Here is an 18,142-nt window from a genome sequence, read left to right on the forward strand (position 1 = left end):
CGTGATTCTCTTACACTGCGGGCATGAAACAAGAGTCAGCCCCTACCCATTTGGATGTCAAGGTGTTTGCGCAAGCCGCGAGTGCGATCACCGGACATGATTTGCTATCAAAATACGAGCGATTGACTAAGGAAACCCAGGGGCAGGGTGTTGATCGGCTAATTAACTGGGCTGCGCGCGGCGAGTTGCGCCGCGACGAAGCGGGCGCCGAGCAGATCTGGCTGCATTTGACGGTTGATGCCAGTCTGCCCCTGATTTGCCAGCGTTGTCTGGGGCCGGTGGATATTGCTGTATGTGTTAGCCGGTCTTTCCGCTTTGTTGGAAGTGAAGAAGCGGCTGAAGCACAGGACGAGGAGGCCGACGAAGATGTGCTGGTTTTGAGCCGTGACTTCAACCTGGCTGATCTGATCGAAGACGAGGTGTTGATGGCGTTGCCGGTGATTCCCCGTCATGAAACATGTCCGGTGGCGCTTAAGCTGACGGCTGTAGATCCGGGTTTTGAGTCAGAGTCCACCGAAAAGGTCAATCCTTTCTCGGTGTTGGCCAAGCTCCGCAGCGGCAAAGGCAGTTGAAACGGTAAGGTAGGCTATAATTTGAGGCTTCGCGCGGATCAAACAAACGCGTGTTCCACTAACCCAAGTTGTTGCAGCGTTCGCAACACACCTGCCAAGGAGCCGATCATGGCCGTTCAACAAAACAAAAAGTCACCCTCCAAGCGCGGCATGCACCGTGCGCACAATGCCTTGGTCGTGCCGGGTATTGCCGTTGAGTCCACCACGGGCGAAACCCATCTGCGTCACCACATCAGCCCCAATGGCTTTTATCGTGGTCGCCAGGTTCTCAAGACCAAGTCAGAAGCCTGATCGTTTTTTCTTAACCAAGGCCCGAGGCTGCTATGTTTGTAGCCTCGGGCCTTTGTTTTAATGCGCCTGGTAACCGGATTTCATTTGCTTGGGTGGGCTAGCTTGTCATGATCACTATCGCTGTCGACTGTATGGGGGGCGATCATGGCCCGCGCGTCACGCTGCCTGCTTGCCGTCATTTTCTGGATCGTCACGCCGACGCGCAGTTGTTGCTGGTCGGGCGGCCTGAGAGTCTGGGCGCATTTTCCCATCAGCGCGCCAAAACGGTCGCGGCCAGTGAAGTCGTCAGTATGGATGATCCGCTTGAAGTCGCTCTTAGGCGCAAGAAAGATTCTTCCATGCGGGTTGCTATCCAGCAGGTCAAGGATGGCGCTGCACAGGCGGCGGTGTCGGCCGGCAACACCGCTGCGTTAATGGCCATCTCGCGCTATTTGCTCAAAACCCTGGATGGCATCGACCGCCCAGCCATCGCTGGCCAGATTCCCAATGCCAAAGGTGAAGCAACGACCGTGCTGGACATGGGGGCCAATGTCGATTGTTCAGCTGAGCACTTGCTGCAGTTCGCGATGATGGGCTCCGCCCTGGTATCGGTCTTGAACGGCAAGGACAGTCCTAGCGTCGGCCTGCTTAATATTGGCGAAGAAGCAATTAAAGGTAATGAGGTCATAAAAAAAGCGGGTGAGCTGCTTCGATCTGCCTCCAAAGCGGGGGATTTGAATTTTTATGGCAATGTCGAGGGCAACGACATTTTCAAGGGAACTGCTGACATTGTGGTGTGTGATGGTTTCGTTGGCAACGTTGCCTTGAAAGCCAGCGAGGGCTTGGCGACGATGATCGTTGATTTTTTGAAAATGGAATTCTCTCGCAGTATTTTCACAAAATTTGCGGCAATTGCTGCCTATCCCATCATATCGGCGCTTAAAAAGCGTATGGATCATCGTCGCTATAATGGCGGTGCTTTGCTGGGCCTGCGCGGTCTGGTCTTCAAAAGCCACGGCTCCGCCGATGAGTTGGCGTTTGAATATGCTTTGACGCGCGCGTATGATGCGGCCCGGAACAACCTGCTAGACCGTGTTCAAGCCCGGATTGCCCACGCGGCCCCCCTATGGGGAGCCAGTGGGAGATCCGTGCCATCCGGCGCGGCCGTACCCGTCTGATCAATGAAACTCTATTCACGTATCACTGGAACTGGCAGTTATCTGCCGCCCCGTCGACTGACCAATTCCGATCTGGCGGCAGAACTTGCCACGCAAGGTGTTGAAACTTCGGACGACTGGATTGTTGAGCGCACCGGCATTCGAGCGCGTCATTTTGCTGCGCCGGAGGTTTGCAGCAGCGATCTGGGCCTTGAAGCCGCGCGCCGGGCTTTGCAGGCTGCGGGGGCAAAGGCCCAAGATATTGACCTCATCATCGTCGCCACCTCCACGCCCGATATGGTGTTCCCCTCAACCGCTTGTATATTGCAGGACAAGCTGGGAGCCAATGGTTGCCCGGCGTTCGACGTGCAGGCTGTCTGCAGCGGTTTTATTTACGCTTTGAGCATTGCCGACGCAATGATCAAGACCGGCGCTGCCAAGAAAGCGCTGGTGATTGGCGCAGAAGTCTTTTCACGTATTCTCGATTTCAAGGACCGGACCACGTGTGTGCTGTTCGGTGATGGCGCTGGCGCCGTGGTGCTGGAAGCGTCCGACACCCCCGGTATTCTCGCCAGTGACTTGCATGCGGACGGCAAGCATGTTGGCATTCTGTGTGTACCGGGTCACGTCTCGGGTGGCAATGTGCTGGGCGCCCCGTTGCTGCAGATGGATGGCCCGGCCGTGTTCAAGCTGGCGGTGGGCGTGCTGGATGAAGCCGCCCGCGCCGTTCTGGCCAAGGCGGGCAAGACAGCGGCCGATATTGACTGGCTGATTCCTCATCAGGCTAATATTCGCATCATGCAGAGCAGCGCCAGAAAACTCAAACTGTCGATGGATAAAGTCGTCGTCACGGTTGACCAGCATGGCAATACCTCCGCGGCGTCCATTCCCCTGGCGCTTGATGCGGCGGTGCGTAGCGGCAAGGTCAAAGCGGGTGAACTGCTGCTGCTGGAAGGGGTGGGCGGCGGATTTACCTGGGGTGCTGTGCTACTGAATTTGTAGCATATCTTGAAGCAAGAACGGGGGCTATAGCCTCATTTAGTCCTAATATTAGCCAAAACAGCATGCAAGCTTTCGCTTTTGTTTTTCCCGGCCAAGGGTCCCAGTCCCTGGGTATGCTTGACGCTTGGGGTGATCATCCGGTGGTGTTGGAAACGCTCCAGGAAGCCTCCGATGCCTTGGGTGAAGATGTTGCAAAGCTCATCCGGAGCGGTCCCAAGGAAGCGCTGGCCCTGACGACGAATACCCAGCCGGTGATGTTGGTGGCAGGGGTGGCCGCGTACCGTGTCTGGATGACCGAGACCGGCGCTGCGCCATCCGCTGTGGCGGGGCATTCGTTGGGCGAATACTCGGCGCTGGTGGCTGCCGGTGTGCTGACACTGACTCAGGCCGCCCCGTTGGTGCGCTTTCGGGCCCAGGCCATGCAGGATGCGGTGCCTGTCGGCGTGGGCGCCATGGCCGCCATTCTTGGCTTGGATTCTGCAAAAGTCATAGCGGGCTGTGCAGAGGTCACCAAGGAGTTGGGCGAAACATTGGATGAAGTAGTGGAAGCCGTCAATTTCAATGACCCTCTGCAGACGGTCATTGCCGGTACGAAAGCAGCCGTTGAAAGAGCCTGTGTGGTGTTAAAGGCCAAGGGCGCCAAGCGGGCCCTGTCGCTGCCCGTGTCAGCGCCTTTTCATTCCAGTTTGATGAAGCCGGCCGCGACAAGACTCAAAGAAAAATTGAAATCGGTCGACTTTTTGGCGCCCCAGATTGCGCTCATCAACAATGTGGATGTCGCCGTCGAGGTTGATGCTGATCGGATTCGCGATGCCTTGTACCGTCAGGCCTTCGGGCCGGTGCGCTGGGTTGAGTGCATCCAGGCACTCAAGGCTCGTGGATTGACTACCCTTGTGGAATGCGGTCCCGGCAAGGTGCTGGTCGGCACCGTTAAACGCATCGACCCGGACTTGAACGCCATCGCGCTGTCAGATCCAGCCAGCCTGGTTGAGCTTAAGAAATTACTTTTGGGTGCCGCATGACTGATATCAAATTTGACGGGCAGGTCGCTTTGGTGACGGGTGCGTCGCGTGGCATTGGTGCCGCCATTGCCCTGGAGTTGGCAAAACAGGGGTTGAAGGTCATTGGTACGGCGACGAGCGACGACGGAGCCGCAAAAATTGGGCAAGCCCTGGCGGCTTTCCCCGGGTGCAGCGGCAAGACTTTGAACGTCAACGATGCGCAGGCGGCCGAAGTTTTGATTGGTGAAATTGTCAAGGAGCATGGCGGCTTGCAGGTGCTGGTGAACAACGCCGGTATCACGCGCGACAACCTGGCCATGCGGATGAAAGACGACGAGTGGGATGCCGTGCTGGACACCAACCTCAAAGCGGTATTTCGCATGAGCCGTGCCGTCATGCGCACCATGATGAAGCAGCGTTATGGCCGCATCATCAGCATCACCTCCGTGGTGGGTGCCTCAGGCAACCCGGGGCAGGCCAACTACGCCGCCGCCAAGGCGGGCGTGGCCGGCATGACCCGCGCGCTGGCCCGAGAGCTGGGTTCGCGTTCCATCACGGTCAATTGCGTGGCACCCGGTTTTATCGAAACCGACATGACCGCCAGCTTGCAGGAAGAGCAGAAAAAAGCACTGGTGAGCCAAATCCCGCTGGGGCAACTCGGCCAACCCTCTGACATCGCCCACGCGGTGGTCTACCTGGCTTCACCGCAAGCGGGCTACGTGACCGGGCAGGAATTGCATGTCAATGGTGGCATGTACATGTAAGATGTAAGCCGATTTATCCGCTCGGCAGCCGGATTGGGGTATCAGCCCTGCGCCCGGCTAGAATCGCGGATTAATTTACAACACTCTGAGTGAACCCATGAGCGATATTGAAGCACGCGTTAAGAAAATCATTGCCGAACAACTCGGTGTGGAAGAAGCACAAGTCACCAGTGAAAAAGCCTTTGTGGCCGATCTGGGGGCTGATTCGCTTGACACAGTGGAGTTGGTGATGGCCCTGGAAGATGAGTTCGGCATAGAAATTCCGGATGAAGACGCCGAAAAAATTACGACAGTGCAAAACGCCATTGATTACGCCAATACACACAAAAAAGCGTAAGGAGCTCTGCTGGCGACGTGCTAAAGCGTCGTTGCGCTTGCTCTGACGGACTGGGCTGCTTTGGCGCCAGTCTGCAAGACTGGTTTCATGCCGCTGCTGGCGGCCTTCCTTAGCTAAACTACTGGCTGAAAATTTTTATGTCCCGTCGTCGCGTTGTAGTAACAGGTTTGGGGTGTGTCAGTCCCGTGGGCAACACGGTGGCTGACGCGTGGGCGAACCTGCTGGCCGGAAAATCCGGCATTGAACTCATTACCAAGTTTGATGCCTCCAGTTTTGCCTGCAAAATTGCGGGTGAAGTCAAAGGCTTTGATCTGGGGTCTTACATCGGCAGCAAAGAGGCGCGCACGATGGATACCTTTATTCACTTCGGTATCGCGGCGGCGAGTCAGGCCGTGGCCGATGCCGGCCTGCCCACCGGCGAAGCGCTGGCAGAGGAACTGGCAGTGCGCATCGGCTGTTTGATCGGTTCAGGCATTGGCGGCTTGCCAATGATCGAGGACATGCACACCGAGTTCGTCAACCGGGGCGCGCGCCGTATCTCCCCATTTTTTGTGCCGTCCACGATCGTCAACATGATCGCCGGCCATGTGGCGATTCGTTGTGGTTTCAAAGGGCCCAATATGGCCATTGTCTCGGCTTGCACGACCGGCCTGCACTGCATTGGTGAAGCCGGTCGCATGATTGAATATGGCGATGCCGACGTCATGGTGGCGGGTGGCTCTGAAGCCGCGGTGTCTGCCTTGGGTGTTGGTGGCTTTGCCGCCATGCGGGCTTTGAGCACCCGCAACGATGACCCCCAAACGGCCTCTCGCCCGTGGGACCGGGATCGGGATGGCTTTGTTTTGGGTGAAGGTGCCGGCGTGATGGTGCTCGAAGAGTACGAACACGCCAAGGCCCGCGGTGCCAGGATCTACGCCGAGCTGGCTGGTTTTGGCATGAGCGCCGATGCCGGCCACATGACCGCCCCCAACATGGATGGTCCACGCCGCGCCATGCTAAATGCCATGCGCAACGCCGGGGTCAACGCCGATCAAGTTGATTATTTGAATGCCCATGGGACTTCCACGCCGTTGGGGGACCTGAACGAAACCAATGCCATCAAGGCTGCCTTGGGCGAGCATGCGAAAAAGACGGTGGTCAACTCCACCAAATCCATGACCGGGCACCTGCTGGGCGGTGCTGGCGGCCTTGAGTCCATCATTACCGTGCTGGCGCTGTATCACCAGAAGAGCCCACCAACCACCAATATTTTCAACCAGGATCCCGAGTGTGATCTGGACTACTGCGCCAATACGGCGCGCGACATGAAAATTGATGTGGCCCTGAAAAACAACTTTGGGTTTGGTGGTACCAATGGCTCGCTTGTTTTCAAGCGCGCGCCCTGACGTTTGCTTGGCACTGCACCCAATTTTTACAATTTGACTGATTCCAGCATGCACAGCGCCCCAGCGGTTAATTATCCGGTGGGGCGTTCGCGTTTCCAGGGTTGGCTGCTGCTGGGGCTGGGTTTGGGCGCCTGCTTGACGGGCGCGCTCTGGCTGCGACAGCTCGACGCTGTCGGATGGCGTCAATGGCTGTTTGCCGGGGTTCTGTTGGGCGCTTGCGGAACTGCAGCGGTGGCTTGGCGCCGTTGTGCCCAAGGAATCTTGCGTTGGGATGGACAAGCCTGGCATTGGACTGGCGCTGATGCGTCGGTCCCGGTGCTGCTGACGGTACATCTTGATGGTCAGTTTGTTTTGTTGTTGAGCCTGCGCCCAGACACGGGCAAGCGCCTCTGGCTCTGGCCGGAAAGCCGACTTGATGCGGCGCATTGGAACGCTTTGCGCCGGGCTGTCTTTTCTCGTGGTGGCGCGGGACACGCTCAAAGCGCCGCTGCCGTCGTTCACACGTCGAACCGGTGACCTTGTGAGCGCAGACTCCACAAAACCCACCTTGCCAGCGCTGACCGGGGCCACTGACAGCGACCTGATGCTGGTGGAGCGCGCTGTCGCAGGTGATCAGAACGCCTACGAATTGCTTGTGATCAAGTACCAGCGCCGGATTCAACGCCTGATTGGCCGCATGGTGCGTGATGTGGATTTGGTGGAAGACATTGCCCAAGAGACTTTCATTCGGGCCTATCAGGCCTTGCACCAGTTTCGCGGGGATGCCCAGTTTTACACCTGGCTGTACCGCATTGCGGTCAACACGGCCAAAAAATTCTTGATGGAACTCAAGCGTGACCCCACGGTGTCGGAGAACGCCTTTAAATCAGATGATGAGGGTGATGAAACTTCTTGGGCTGGAAATGAACCAATTGACAGTGAGACGCCGGAGTCGGTGCTGGCTGCCAAGGAGGTTGCCATGGCGGTAGATGCCGCGCTCGAGGCTTTGCCAGAGGATTTGCGGCAAGCGTTGACTCTGCGCGAAATTGAAGGCTTGAGCTATGAAGAGATTTCGGAAGTGATGGATTGCCCGATTGGTACCGTTCGTTCCCGGATTTTCCGTGCTCGGGAAGCGATATCGGACATTGTGAAACCAATGCTGGAAAGACAGACCAGCAAACGCTGGTAAATCACAGGCTGAGACGGGTAAAAAAACTGGAATTGATGATGCAAGAAGTTGCGAAAAATCGTGAATTGATATCGGCACTGGCCGATGGACAGTTGCGCGACGAGGATTTCGCGCGAACGGTCGAATGGGTCAATCAGACTGAAGAGGCCCGACTCACCTGGCACACCTATCATCTGGTGGGCGATGTGTTGCGCTCGGGTGAGCCGGTGGTGAGTGCACGCGACGCTGATTTTCTGCAAAGTCTGAAGTTGCGCTTGCAGCAGGAGACGCCGCAAGTGCGCCCTGTGAATGCTCCTGAATTGGTAGCTAATGATCCAGGTATGACGGTGGCTGGAGTCCAGAATGGCTCAAAATATTGGAGCGCCAACGACGGTCGCTTCCGCTGGAAAATGCTGGCTGGCTTGGCATCCTTGTCGACGGTCGCGCTCATTGGCTGGCAAATTGTCAGCGGCTGGGGCGATCCGGGCGGGGCGCGGCAGCTCGTGCAGGTGCCAGTTCAGGCGCTCCAGCCCGAGGTCGGGTTAACGCAGCCTGGCGTCGGTGCAGAGCCGCAGCGCATGATCCGCGACCCGCAACTTGATGCGCTGCTGGCGGCACACAAACAATTTGGCGGCACGTCTGCGCTGCAGGGACCGGCTGGGTTTCTTCGTAACGCCACGTTTGAGGGAGGTGTCCCTTGAGCCGTTACATGGCTGGATTGCTGCTCATGGTGCTGAGCGCCACAGCAATGGCTCAGACCACGATTGCCGCTGCGGCGCCTGCGGCTGTTGACCGACCCGTCGCTGAGCGCAGTGTCAGCGACTGGTTGCAGCGCATGCACGATGCGTCGCGCCAGCGCGCCTATGTGGGCACATTTGTGGTTGCGGGGGGAGGGCGCTTGTCAAGCGCCCGCATTTGGCATGTCTGTGATGGCATGCAGCAAATGGAGCGCGTAGAGTCGCTGACGGGCGCGCCGCGCTCCACGTTTCGCCGCAACGACCAGGTACTGACGTTTTTGCCCGAGAACCGGGTGGTGCTGGCAGAAAAGCGCGAGTCATTGGGACTTTTTCCGCAGTTGCTGCAAGCAAACAATGCTGCCATTGCGCAGTATTACCGTGTTCACGAGTTTGGCCGCGATCGGGTGGCCGGTTTTGAAGCCGATGTATTGGAACTGCAGCCGGTCGACAGCTTGCGTTTTGGCTATCGGGTCTGGATCGAGAAAGATACCGGATTGATGGTCAAACTGCAAACTCTGAACGCGCGGGGGCAGGTGCTGGAACAGGCGGCTTTCTCCGACTTGCAATTTGACGTACCGGTCAGCATGGACAAGCTGGCGCAAATGATGAGCCACACCGAAGGCTATAAGCTTGAGAAGCCTCAGGTGCGTAAAACCACGGCCGAAGCTGAAGGTTGGGTTTTGAAGCAAGTAGTACCTGGTTTTCAGCCCATGAGCTGCTACCAGCGCTCAGTGAAGGGCAGCGCCCCAAGTCAGTATGAGCACACCTTGCAATGGATTTTTTCCGACGGGCTCGCATCGGTTTCGCTTTTTATCGAGCCCTTTGTTGCCCGGCGTCATGGCCAGCCAGCTAGCCAGGCCATGGGCGCCACACACACCCTGACGCGTCGTTTGGGGGACTGGTGGCTCACAGCTGTTGGCGAAGTTCCGACCGAAACCCTGGCGGCTTTTGCGCAGGGGCTTGAGCGGCAGAAATGAAACCTTATATGTCCGAAGCGTATCGAAGCTCTGTTTCCATTAATTAGCCGTTTGTTTATTGAAGAAAGGTCGATGATGATTCATATCGATTGGAAGAAGTTGCATTCTTTTGTTCTCGCCAGTGCTTTTGCTTTGACGGCGTCGGTCGTTCTGGTGCCCGTGTCGCAGGCGATGGCTCAGGTGCGCACCTTGCCGGACTTTACCGACCTGGTGGAGCAAGTGGGGCCATCGGTGGTGAACATTCGCACGCTTGAAAAGGTGACACCATCTGACGGTTCCGGTGGTGTGGACGAACAAATGCTGGAGTTTTTCCGTCGTTTCGGGTTGCCGATTCCGAATATGCCCAATGTTCCGAAAAATCCGCACCAGACGCCGCCCAAGAATCATCCGCCGATACCAGAAGACTCGCAGCCGCGTGGCGTCGGTTCCGGCTTCATCCTGTCGGCGGACGGTCTCATCATGACCAATGCCCACGTCGTCGATGGCGCTGACGAGGTGTTGGTGACGCTGACTGACAAACGCGAGTTCAAGGCCAAAATCATTGGTGCGGACAAGCGCAGTGATATTGCGCTGGTCAAGATCGAGGCCGTTGGCCTGCCAGCTGTCAAAGTGGGTGATGTGGGTCGACTCAAAGTTGGCGAATGGGTGATGGCGATCGGGTCACCGTTCGGCTTGGACAACACCGTGACGGCCGGTATTGTGAGTGCCAAGCAGCGCGACACGGGCGACTATCTGCCCTTCATTCAGACCGATGTGGCTATCAATCCTGGCAATTCGGGCGGCCCCTTGATCAACATGCGCGGCGAAGTGGTGGGCGTCAACAGCCAGATTTATTCGCGCTCGGGTGGCTCTATGGGCATCTCGTTTGCCATTCCGATGGACGAAGCGTTTCGCGTCAGCGAGCAGTTGCGCGTGTTGGGTCGGGTCTCGCGCGGGCGCATCGGTGTGCAAATTGACCAGGTGACCAAAGAGGTGGCGGAGTCCATCGGTTTGGGCAAGGCCCAGGGGGCGCTGGTACGCGGCGTCGAGACTGGATCGCCGGCCGAGAAAGCAGGCGTGGAAGCAGGCGACATCATTATCAAGTTTGAAGGGAAGGTGGTCGAGAAGTCCAGTGACTTGCCGCGCATGGTGGGTAGCACCAAGCCGGGTACCCGAAGCAGCCTGACTGTGTTTCGTCGTGGCAGCCAGAAAGAGTTAACGGTCACCATCGCGGAGATTGAAGCAGACAAAGTCCCAGCCAAAGCGGTTGAGAAGGTGGAAAAACCCAAAGCATCCAGTGCAGGGCAGGCGCTTGGATTGGCTGTCGCCGAATTGACTGATGCGCAAAAGAAAGAGCTCAAGGTCAAAGGTGGCGTGAAGGTCGAAGCCGCCACCGATGCGGCTGCCCGCGCCGGTATCCGTGAGGGAGATGTGATTGTGGCTGTTGCCAATGTGGCGATTACCAACATCAAGGAATTCGAAAGTGCGCTGGCAAAGCTTGACAAGAACAAAGCAGTCAGCGTTCTTTTGCGGCGTGGCGAATGGGCGCAATATGCGGTGATTCGACCGGCGCGTTAGGCAAGCAAGCGGTGCAAGACCCCAATTCAAGGAGGGGTTTGATGTTTTTTTTACCCGTCTTTTTGTTCGGCCCAAGTTTGCATTCACTAACTTTTAATTCTAACTATGGCTGTTTTGGTTAGAATGAGAGTACACAATTGGGGCTTAAAGGCATATCAAAGGGGTTGGACCCCACGATGCGGGATAATGAACAGGGACACACAGATGATCCACAGTTCACCCACAAGTTGTCCAGAGGTTGACCTATCGATTATGTTGATAAGCTGTGTATAAAATTTTGTTGCTGCACTGCAACGACTCATGTTGACTGTTTTTTGGGCTGTATGTTCTGGGGTTTTTACCTACAATGAACTTCCAGCTATCGCAGTTGCCAATGATTGTTGGTTCAGGGCGCGTCAAAACTTGACGTGCCCTTTTTTCTTGCCTCTCATCGTTCTAATTCAGTCACTTGAAGCTCGCCCTTGATGAATCACATCAGAAATTTTTCGATTATTGCGCACATTGATCATGGCAAATCCACCCTGGCAGATCGCTTGATCCAGCGTTGTGGGGGTCTGCAAGAGAGGGAGATGGAGGCCCAGGTGCTGGACTCGATGGACATCGAGAAAGAGCGCGGGATAACCATCAAGGCGCAGACGGCGTCACTCAAATACAAAGCGCAGAACGGCCAGATTTACAACCTCAATTTGATCGATACACCGGGGCACGTTGACTTCTCCTATGAAGTCAGTCGCTCGCTCTCTGCCTGTGAGGGTGCACTGCTGGTGGTGGACGCCAGCCAGGGCGTCGAAGCACAAACGGTGGCCAACTGCTACACCGCGCTTGATCTGGGGGTGGAGGTGGTGCCGGTCTTGAACAAGATGGACTTGCCCAATGCGGATCCGGATAACGCCAAGATAGAAATTGAAGATGTGATTGGCATTGATGCCACTGATGCCATCGCGTGCTCGGCCAAAACCGGCATGGGCATTGACGAAATCCTGGAAGCCGTGGTGGCTCGCATGCCGCCGCCCAGAGGCAACCCGGCCGGTGCACTGCGGGCCATGATCGTTGACAGCTGGTTCGACACGTATGTGGGTGTGGTGATGCTGGTGCGTGTGGTCGATGGGCGTCTGGCCAAGGGTGAGCGCATCAAGATGATGGCCACCGGCACCACCTACAACGCCGACAGCCTGGGGGTCTTTACGCCCGCTAATGAACCGCGCGAGTCATTGGAGGCCGGTGAGGTCGGGTACATCATTGCCGGCATTCGCGAACTGCAGGCGGCCAAGGTGGGTGACACCATTACCCTGATCAAAGCCGGTACCGGTGGTGCCGCGTTCACGGCCACCGAGCCCTTACCGGGTTTCAAGGAAATCCAGCCACAGGTGTTTGCGGGCCTTTATCCGACCGAGGCCAGCGAGTATGAAAGTCTGCGTGACAGCCTGGAAAAACTCAAACTCAACGACTCTTCACTGCGCTATCAACCTGAAGTGTCGCAGGCACTGGGTTTTGGTTTCAGGTGTGGCTTTCTGGGTCTGCTGCACATGGAGATCGTGCAGGAGCGTCTGGAGCGCGAGTTTGACCAGGACCTGATCACCACGGCACCGAGCGTGGAATACCAGGTGGTGCAGGCGGATGGCACGGTCAAGATGGTCGAGAACCCATCCAAGATGCCCGATCAGGGCCGCCTTGACGAGGTGCGCGAACCGATTGTCACCGTGCACTTGTACATGCCGCAAGACTACGTGGGTGCGGTCATGACGCTGGCCAACCAGAAGCGCGGCGTGCAGATGAATATGGCGTACCACGGCCGGCAAGTGATGCTCACCTATGAAATGCCGCTGGCAGAGATCGTCATGGACTTTTTTGACAAACTCAAGTCGGTGTCGCGCGGCTATGCGTCGATGGACTATGAGTTCAAGGAGTACCGCGCCGCCGATGTGGTCAAGGTTGATATTTTGCTCAATGGCGACAAGGTCGATGCGCTGTCCATCATCGTGCACCGCTCCCAGTCGCAATACCGGGGTCGTGCGGTGGTTTCCAAAATGCGCGAGATCATCTCCCGGCAAATGTACGACGTGGCGATCCAGGCCGCGATCGGGTCCAACGTAATTGCGCGTGAGACAATCAAAGCCATGCGCAAGAACGTGATCGCCAAGTGCTATGGCGGCGACATTTCGCGTAAACACAAGCTTTTGGACAAGCAAAAAGAAGGTAAGAAACGCATGAAACAGATTGGATCGGTGTCCGTGCCGCAAGAGGCATTTTTGGCGATTTTGCAGGTGGATGCTTGATGCAGATTCTTACCTCCTTTATTCTGGCGGCCTTCGTCGGCTACGCCGGTGCCTGGTACCTTGGCATGCTCGAAGGCAACTTTGCCTTGTTGCTGTTTCTGGCCACGGTGGTGACCGGGGTTTACTGGCTGGCCGAGCGCTTTTACTTCCTGCCGCAGCGGCAGAAGGCGGTGGCGTTGCTGGAGGCGGATGCCATCAAGCGCCGCGAAGCACTCGTCAAACAAGGTATCAGCCAGGTTGACATGAATATCACCGAGGCCAGAAGCCGCCTGCTGGCGCAGCCCTGGTGGCTGGACTGGACGGCGGGCTTGTTCCCGGTGATCATCGCCGTGTTTTTCTTGCGCTCGTTTCTGTTCGAGCCCTTCAAGATTCCGTCTGGTTCCATGATTCCGACCCTGACGGTGGGCGACCTGATTCTGGTCAACAAGTTTCACTACGGTGTGCGCCTGCCGGTGCTCAATACCAAGATAAGCGAAGGCACGCCGCCGCAGCGTGGCGATGTGATGGTGTTCCGCTATCCACCCAAACCAAGCCTCGATTACATCAAGCGTGTGGTCGGCGTCCCCGGTGATGAGGTGGCCTATCTGAACAAGCGTCTCACCATCAATGGCCAGGTGATTCAAACCGTCGCCTTGCCGGAGTATTTCGACGAAGACGCCATGCGTTACTTCAAACAGTTTGAAGAAACCCTGGGTGAGCAAAAGCACCGTTTGCTCAACGATGATGACCGGCCCGCCTTTATTCCCGGCGCGGACGACTTTGCCTTCAAGCAAAACTGCCGCTACAGTGTTGAAGGCGTGGTGTGCAAAGTGCCTGCAGGCCACTACTTCATGATGGGCGACAACCGCGACAACTCGCTGGACTCGCGTTACTGGGGTTTTGTGCCGGATAAAAACATTGTCGGTAAAGCATTTTTTGTCTGGATGAACTTCAGCAGCTTGAAGCGCATCGGCTCGTTCAACTGATTAGGAGAATGCGAGATGGTTCAGTTCAAATCCAGGCAGCGTGGTCTGTCTTTTTTGGGGCTCCTGTTTGTCGGTGGTCTGCTGGCTGTGGCGGGCGTCATCACCGCCCAAATCGTGCCCACTGCCATCGAATACCAGGCGGTTCTCAAGGCGGCGAACAAGGCCAGTGAAGGCAACTCGGTGGCCGAGGTGCGAAGTATTTTTGACAAGGCGGCGGCGGTCGACAACATCAGTTCCCTAGGTGGCAAAGACCTGGAGGTCACCAAGGAGAACGACAAGATCGTCGTCAGTTTTGCCTACCAGCGCGAGATTCACCTCGCCGGTCCCGGCTACCTGACGCTTAAATATGCTGGACGTTCGCGCTAAAGTGTTGGCTAAGAGGTGTGGGTTTGAATAATGGTTTGATGGCGCTGCAGGCTCGCTTGCAGCATGAGTTTTCCAACCCGGGTTTGTTGACGCGCGCGCTCACCCATCGCAGTTTTTCACTTGATCACAATGAACGGCTGGAGTTTCTGGGCGACTCGGTGCTGGGTCTGGCTGTGGCTGATCTGCTGTACGAGCGCCTGAGCACGCTGCCGGAGGGTGATTTGTCGCGCGTGCGTGCCAATCTGGTCAAGCAAGATACGCTGCATCATTTGGCGCTGGGCTTGGGTTTGCCCGAGGTCATTCGACTGGGCGAAGGCGAGGCCCGCTCCGGCGGACATAAGCGGCCTTCTATCCTGGCTGACGCGCTGGAGGCTGTCATTGGGGCGGTTTATCTGGACGCCGGTTTTGCCGTGGCACAAGGCTTGGTGCGGCGCCTGTTCCAGGCGGTTGAAATCAAATCCGACATGGAAGCCATTGGCAAGGACCCGAAGACCGAATTGCAGGAATGGTTGCAAGGGCGCAAGATGAACCTGCCGCTGTACCGGGTGGTTGCCACCCTAGGGGCGGCGCACAAGCAGACGTTTGACGTCGAGTGCGAAATTGTCGAACTTAACTTTTTAGAACGTGGCATCGGCGGCTCCCGTCGTGCTGGCGAACAGGCCGCAGCTGCTGCGATGCTGCAAACACTCAAGGCAAAGGCCGCGCAATGACTGCTTCAAAAACTACTGTTAAAACACCAAAACCCAAGAAATTGGATGTCGCCAAATCATCTGCTACTGAATCAGTAGCAGATGATGCAATAACGGCGGGGGCTGAAGGCCAGAATGATATAGAAAGCATGCTCAAGAGCATGCGCGTGGGTGCGGCGGCGGGGACACCGGTGGCAGGTCAGCGCTGCGGCTTGATCGCCATCGTCGGCAAACCCAACGTCGGTAAATCGACCTTGATGAATGCGCTGGTCGGCCAAAAGATCAGCATCACCTCGCGCAAGGCGCAGACCACACGCCACCGCATCACCGGCATTCACAGCCAGGGCGCGGCCCAGTTTGTGTTTGTCGATACGCCGGGTTTCCAGACGCGGCACAACAACGCCCTGAATCGCTCGCTCAACAAGACCGTGCTCGGCGCGGTGGGCGATGTGGACCTGATTCTGTTCGTGGTCGAGGCTGGCATGTTCAACCAGGCCGATGCGAAGGTGCTGGCGCTGCTGAGCAAGGACATTCCGACCTTGCTGGTGGCCAACAAGCTCGATCAGGTCACGCGCCGCGCCGACATCGCGCCCTGGTTGCAGGAGATGCAGCAGCGCCACAAATTTGCCGAGTTCGTGCCGATGTCGGCCAAGAACGCCAAGGACATCGAGCGTATGCTGGGCATCTGCGAAAAATACCTGCCCGAGCAGGCCTGGTGGTACGCCGAAGACGAGCTGACCGACCGCAGCGAGAAGTTTTTGGCCAGCGAGACGGTGCGCGAAAAGCTGTTCCGCTTGACTGGTGACGAACTGCCCTACACCTCCACGGTGGTGATCGACAAGTTCGAGGAAGAAGCCGGTCGCGGCAAACAAAAGCGCCTGCTGCGTATTGCCGCCACCATCGTGGTCGAGCGTGACACGCACAAAGCGATGGTGATTGGCGACAAGGGCGAGCGCATCAAGCGCATCGGCATGGAAACCCGGGTGGAGCTGGAGAAAGCGCTGGACTGCAAGGTGTTCATCGAAATGTGGGTCAAAGTGCGCTCCGGTTGGGCCGACGATGAAGCGCGGGTGCGCTCGTTCGGCTACCAGTAAGCGCTGAAAAAGGCAGCTTGATGCCTACTTTGGGAACCATGCCCCACTCTTTGCAGGCGGGGTCCTTCGGTCACGTAGCAGTCTTGACTCTCGCGAAGCCTTGAAACACTGCACCTGAGTCCGAAATCCTCACAGGTTGAGCTGTTTGAGTGAAAAAGAAGCGATGAACAAAACTGAAGCTTTCAACCAATTGCTGTTCCTGTGGATCAATGCGGGTGTCAACACGCCGTCATGGGCGGTTGATACGGCCATTGTTCTCGCCGACGACCTCATCTACCTGATCCCTGTGCTGCTATTGGTGCTCTGGCTTTGGGGCGATGGCGCACGCCGCAATCAGGCGATTAAGGCGTGCCTGGTTACCCTGTTGGCGCTTGGTGCAAATCAAGTGATTGGTTTCGTCTGGCAGCATCCGCGACCGTTCATGATCGGACTCGGCCACACATGGATAACTCACGCGGCCGATTCCTCTTTCCCCAGCGATCACCTGACCGTATTTGCCGGCATCGGTTTGACCTTGCTGTTTGGTGGTGCGTTCCGAATGGCCGCTGCGGTACTGGCAACAGGTTTTGTTGTTGCCTGGACGCGGGTGTTCCTGGGGCTGCATTTCCCGTTGGACATGGTGGGTGCCGTCGCTGTGGCTGGTGCGGCTTATGCCGTCGTCTCGCCGCTTTGGCGAATGGCTGGCGACACACTCACCAACCTGGCGGAGACGACTTACCGCACCGTCTTTGCCCACCCGATTGCTTCTGGATGGGTTCGGCGCTAGTCGGCCGATGTTACGCATTGCTAAAAATGGCTGACATAAAGAAGTTGTTTAAGGAGACGACGGTGCACTTCGCCTTTGAGATCAGTGTTGTGCCTCAAAGGCATCTTTGCGCTGGCGGAAACCGCCGCCATCATTTTGCCTACTTCGTTACCGGGTAATTCCTGCTCGACCTGGCACGAGTCCTTACAGCATCAATTTGTCAGTTCTGCATAGGACTTGATCTATGCCAGATGCTCAAGGGTGGAGGGTGCACCGGACGGTTTTACTGTGCACCATTTTCCGCGATTGAATAGGTTTTACTTCACAGCCGGGGTGTCGGTGCTGATGGTCATGCTTCCTTTGCCGTCCATTGCGCTCATATCACCCATGCTGCCGGAGCCAGCATTGCTGCCCATGCTGCCGGAGCCTGTATTGCTGCCCATGCTGCCGGAGCCCGCATTGCTGCCCATGCTGCCGGAGCCCGCATTGCTGCCCATGCTGCCGGAGCCCGCATTGCTGCCCATGCTGCCGGAGCCCGCATTGCTGCCCATGCTGCCGGAGCCCGCATTGCTGCCCATGCTGCCGGAGCCCGCATTGCTACCCATGCTGCCGGAGCCCGCATTGCTGCCCATGCTGCCGGAGCCCGCATTACTGCCCATGCTGCCGGAGCCCGCATTGCTGCTCATGCTGCCGGAGCCCGCATTGCTGCCCATGCTGCCGGAGCCCGCATTGCTGCCCATGCTGCCGGAGCCCGCATTGCTACCCATGCTGCCGGAGCCCGCATTGCTGCCCATGCTGCCGGAGCCCGCATTACTGCCCATGCTGCCGGAGCCCGCATTGCTGCTCATGCTGCCGGAGCCCGCATTGCTGCCCATGCTGCCGGAGCCCGCATTGCTGCCCATGCTGCCGGAGCCCGCATTGCTGCCCATGCTGCCGGAGCCCGCATTGCTACCCATGCTGCCCATGCCACCCATGCCAGCACCGGCAGCGTTGATCGAGGTAACAGTCAAACCGAGTGCAAGAGCTGAAAGGGTGCTGAGCACGGTATGTTTAATCTTGAGCATGATATTTCTCCTGAAGCTAAAAAAGTTGACGATGGTT

At 57.2% G+C, this 18,142-nt stretch carries 20 protein-coding genes; 19 read left to right on the forward strand and 1 reads right to left on the reverse strand.

Annotated elements, in window-relative coordinates:
* Positions 1-23: 23 nt before the first annotated feature.
* From RFER_RS08745 to RFER_RS08835, 19 genes are all read left to right on the forward strand, one after another.
* Positions 24-572: a YceD family protein gene (locus tag RFER_RS08745; protein ID WP_011464024.1), complete on the forward strand. Its 549-nt coding sequence runs from the start codon at positions 24-26 to the stop codon at positions 570-572.
* A 108-nt stretch (positions 573-680) separates the two neighbouring features.
* Positions 681-863: a 50S ribosomal protein L32 gene (rpmF, locus tag RFER_RS08750; RefSeq protein WP_011464025.1), complete on the forward strand. Its 183-nt coding sequence runs from the start codon at positions 681-683 to the stop codon at positions 861-863.
* 107 nt (positions 864-970) lie between these two features.
* Positions 971-2,020 (forward strand): phosphate acyltransferase PlsX, encoded by a 1,050-nt coding sequence (gene plsX / locus RFER_RS08755; RefSeq protein WP_011464026.1) that lies wholly within the window; start codon positions 971-973, stop codon positions 2,018-2,020.
* A gap of 3 nt (positions 2,021-2,023) precedes the next feature.
* Entirely contained in the window at positions 2,024-3,001 is a 978-nt protein-coding gene (locus tag RFER_RS08760) for a beta-ketoacyl-ACP synthase III (protein WP_011464027.1), read from the forward strand.
* A gap of 62 nt (positions 3,002-3,063) precedes the next feature.
* The gene (gene fabD / locus RFER_RS08765) at positions 3,064-4,023 is read left to right on the forward strand and encodes an ACP S-malonyltransferase (protein WP_011464028.1); all 960 of its coding nucleotides are present in this window, start codon (positions 3,064-3,066) and stop codon (positions 4,021-4,023) included.
* Positions 4,020-4,766: a 3-oxoacyl-ACP reductase FabG gene (fabG, locus tag RFER_RS08770; protein WP_011464029.1), complete on the forward strand. Its 747-nt coding sequence runs from the start codon at positions 4,020-4,022 to the stop codon at positions 4,764-4,766. The genes fabD and fabG overlap by 4 nt, the downstream gene beginning before the upstream one ends.
* 97 nt (positions 4,767-4,863) lie before the next feature.
* Positions 4,864-5,103 carry an acyl carrier protein gene (acpP, locus tag RFER_RS08775; RefSeq protein WP_011464030.1) on the forward strand — a complete coding sequence of 80 codons (240 nt, stop codon included), beginning with the start codon at positions 4,864-4,866 and terminating at the stop codon, positions 5,101-5,103.
* A 137-nt stretch (positions 5,104-5,240) separates the two neighbouring features.
* Positions 5,241-6,488 carry a beta-ketoacyl-ACP synthase II gene (fabF, locus tag RFER_RS08780; RefSeq protein WP_011464031.1) on the forward strand — a complete coding sequence of 416 codons (1,248 nt, stop codon included), beginning with the start codon at positions 5,241-5,243 and terminating at the stop codon, positions 6,486-6,488.
* Between the two features lie 48 nt (positions 6,489-6,536).
* Positions 6,537-7,004: a hypothetical protein gene (locus RFER_RS08785; RefSeq protein ID WP_166485693.1), complete on the forward strand. Its 468-nt coding sequence runs from the start codon at positions 6,537-6,539 to the stop codon at positions 7,002-7,004.
* Positions 7,005-7,071: 67 nt separating this feature from the next.
* Positions 7,072-7,656 carry an RNA polymerase sigma factor RpoE gene (gene rpoE, locus RFER_RS08790; RefSeq protein ID WP_049765736.1) on the forward strand — a complete coding sequence of 195 codons (585 nt, stop codon included), beginning with the start codon at positions 7,072-7,074 and terminating at the stop codon, positions 7,654-7,656.
* Between the two features lie 38 nt (positions 7,657-7,694).
* Positions 7,695-8,336, forward strand: coding sequence for a sigma-E factor negative regulatory protein (locus RFER_RS08795; RefSeq protein WP_041790458.1), 642 nt, complete (start codon positions 7,695-7,697; stop codon positions 8,334-8,336).
* Positions 8,333-9,349: a MucB/RseB C-terminal domain-containing protein gene (locus RFER_RS08800; protein WP_244095841.1), complete on the forward strand. Its 1,017-nt coding sequence runs from the start codon at positions 8,333-8,335 to the stop codon at positions 9,347-9,349. Before RFER_RS08795 ends, RFER_RS08800 begins: the two co-directional genes overlap by 4 nt.
* Positions 9,350-9,424: 75 nt before the next feature.
* A complete protein-coding gene (locus RFER_RS08805) occupies positions 9,425-10,906 on the forward strand; it encodes a DegQ family serine endoprotease (RefSeq protein ID WP_011464036.1) in 1,482 nt (493 codons plus the stop codon).
* Positions 10,907-11,370: 464 nt separating this feature from the next.
* Positions 11,371-13,182 (forward strand): translation elongation factor 4, encoded by a 1,812-nt coding sequence (gene lepA / locus RFER_RS08810; protein WP_011464037.1) that lies wholly within the window; start codon positions 11,371-11,373, stop codon positions 13,180-13,182.
* The gene (gene lepB / locus RFER_RS08815) at positions 13,182-14,147 is read left to right on the forward strand and encodes a signal peptidase I (protein ID WP_011464038.1); all 966 of its coding nucleotides are present in this window, start codon (positions 13,182-13,184) and stop codon (positions 14,145-14,147) included. The genes lepA and lepB overlap by 1 nt, the downstream gene beginning before the upstream one ends.
* A gap of 15 nt (positions 14,148-14,162) precedes the next feature.
* A complete protein-coding gene (locus RFER_RS08820; RefSeq protein WP_011464039.1) occupies positions 14,163-14,513 on the forward strand; it encodes a DUF4845 domain-containing protein in 351 nt (116 codons plus the stop codon).
* A 38-nt stretch (positions 14,514-14,551) separates the two neighbouring features.
* Positions 14,552-15,223 (forward strand): ribonuclease III, encoded by a 672-nt coding sequence (gene rnc / locus RFER_RS08825; protein ID WP_404818591.1) that lies wholly within the window; start codon positions 14,552-14,554, stop codon positions 15,221-15,223.
* Between the two features lie 128 nt (positions 15,224-15,351).
* Positions 15,352-16,296 carry a GTPase Era gene (gene era / locus RFER_RS08830; RefSeq protein ID WP_011464041.1) on the forward strand — a complete coding sequence of 315 codons (945 nt, stop codon included), beginning with the start codon at positions 15,352-15,354 and terminating at the stop codon, positions 16,294-16,296.
* A gap of 163 nt (positions 16,297-16,459) precedes the next feature.
* Positions 16,460-17,062, forward strand: coding sequence for a phosphatase PAP2 family protein (locus tag RFER_RS08835; protein ID WP_011464042.1), 603 nt, complete (start codon positions 16,460-16,462; stop codon positions 17,060-17,062).
* Between the two features lie 296 nt (positions 17,063-17,358).
* On the opposite strand, the gene RFER_RS08840 is transcribed toward RFER_RS08835, so the two are convergent.
* The gene (locus RFER_RS08840; RefSeq protein ID WP_011464043.1) at positions 17,359-18,105 is read right to left on the reverse strand and encodes a PE-PGRS family protein; all 747 of its coding nucleotides are present in this window, start codon (positions 18,103-18,105) and stop codon (positions 17,359-17,361) included.
* Positions 18,106-18,142 lie beyond the last annotated feature (37 nt).

The organism is Rhodoferax ferrireducens T118 (assembly GCF_000013605.1).
Taxonomy (GTDB): domain Bacteria; phylum Pseudomonadota; class Gammaproteobacteria; order Burkholderiales; family Burkholderiaceae_C; genus Rhodoferax; species Rhodoferax ferrireducens.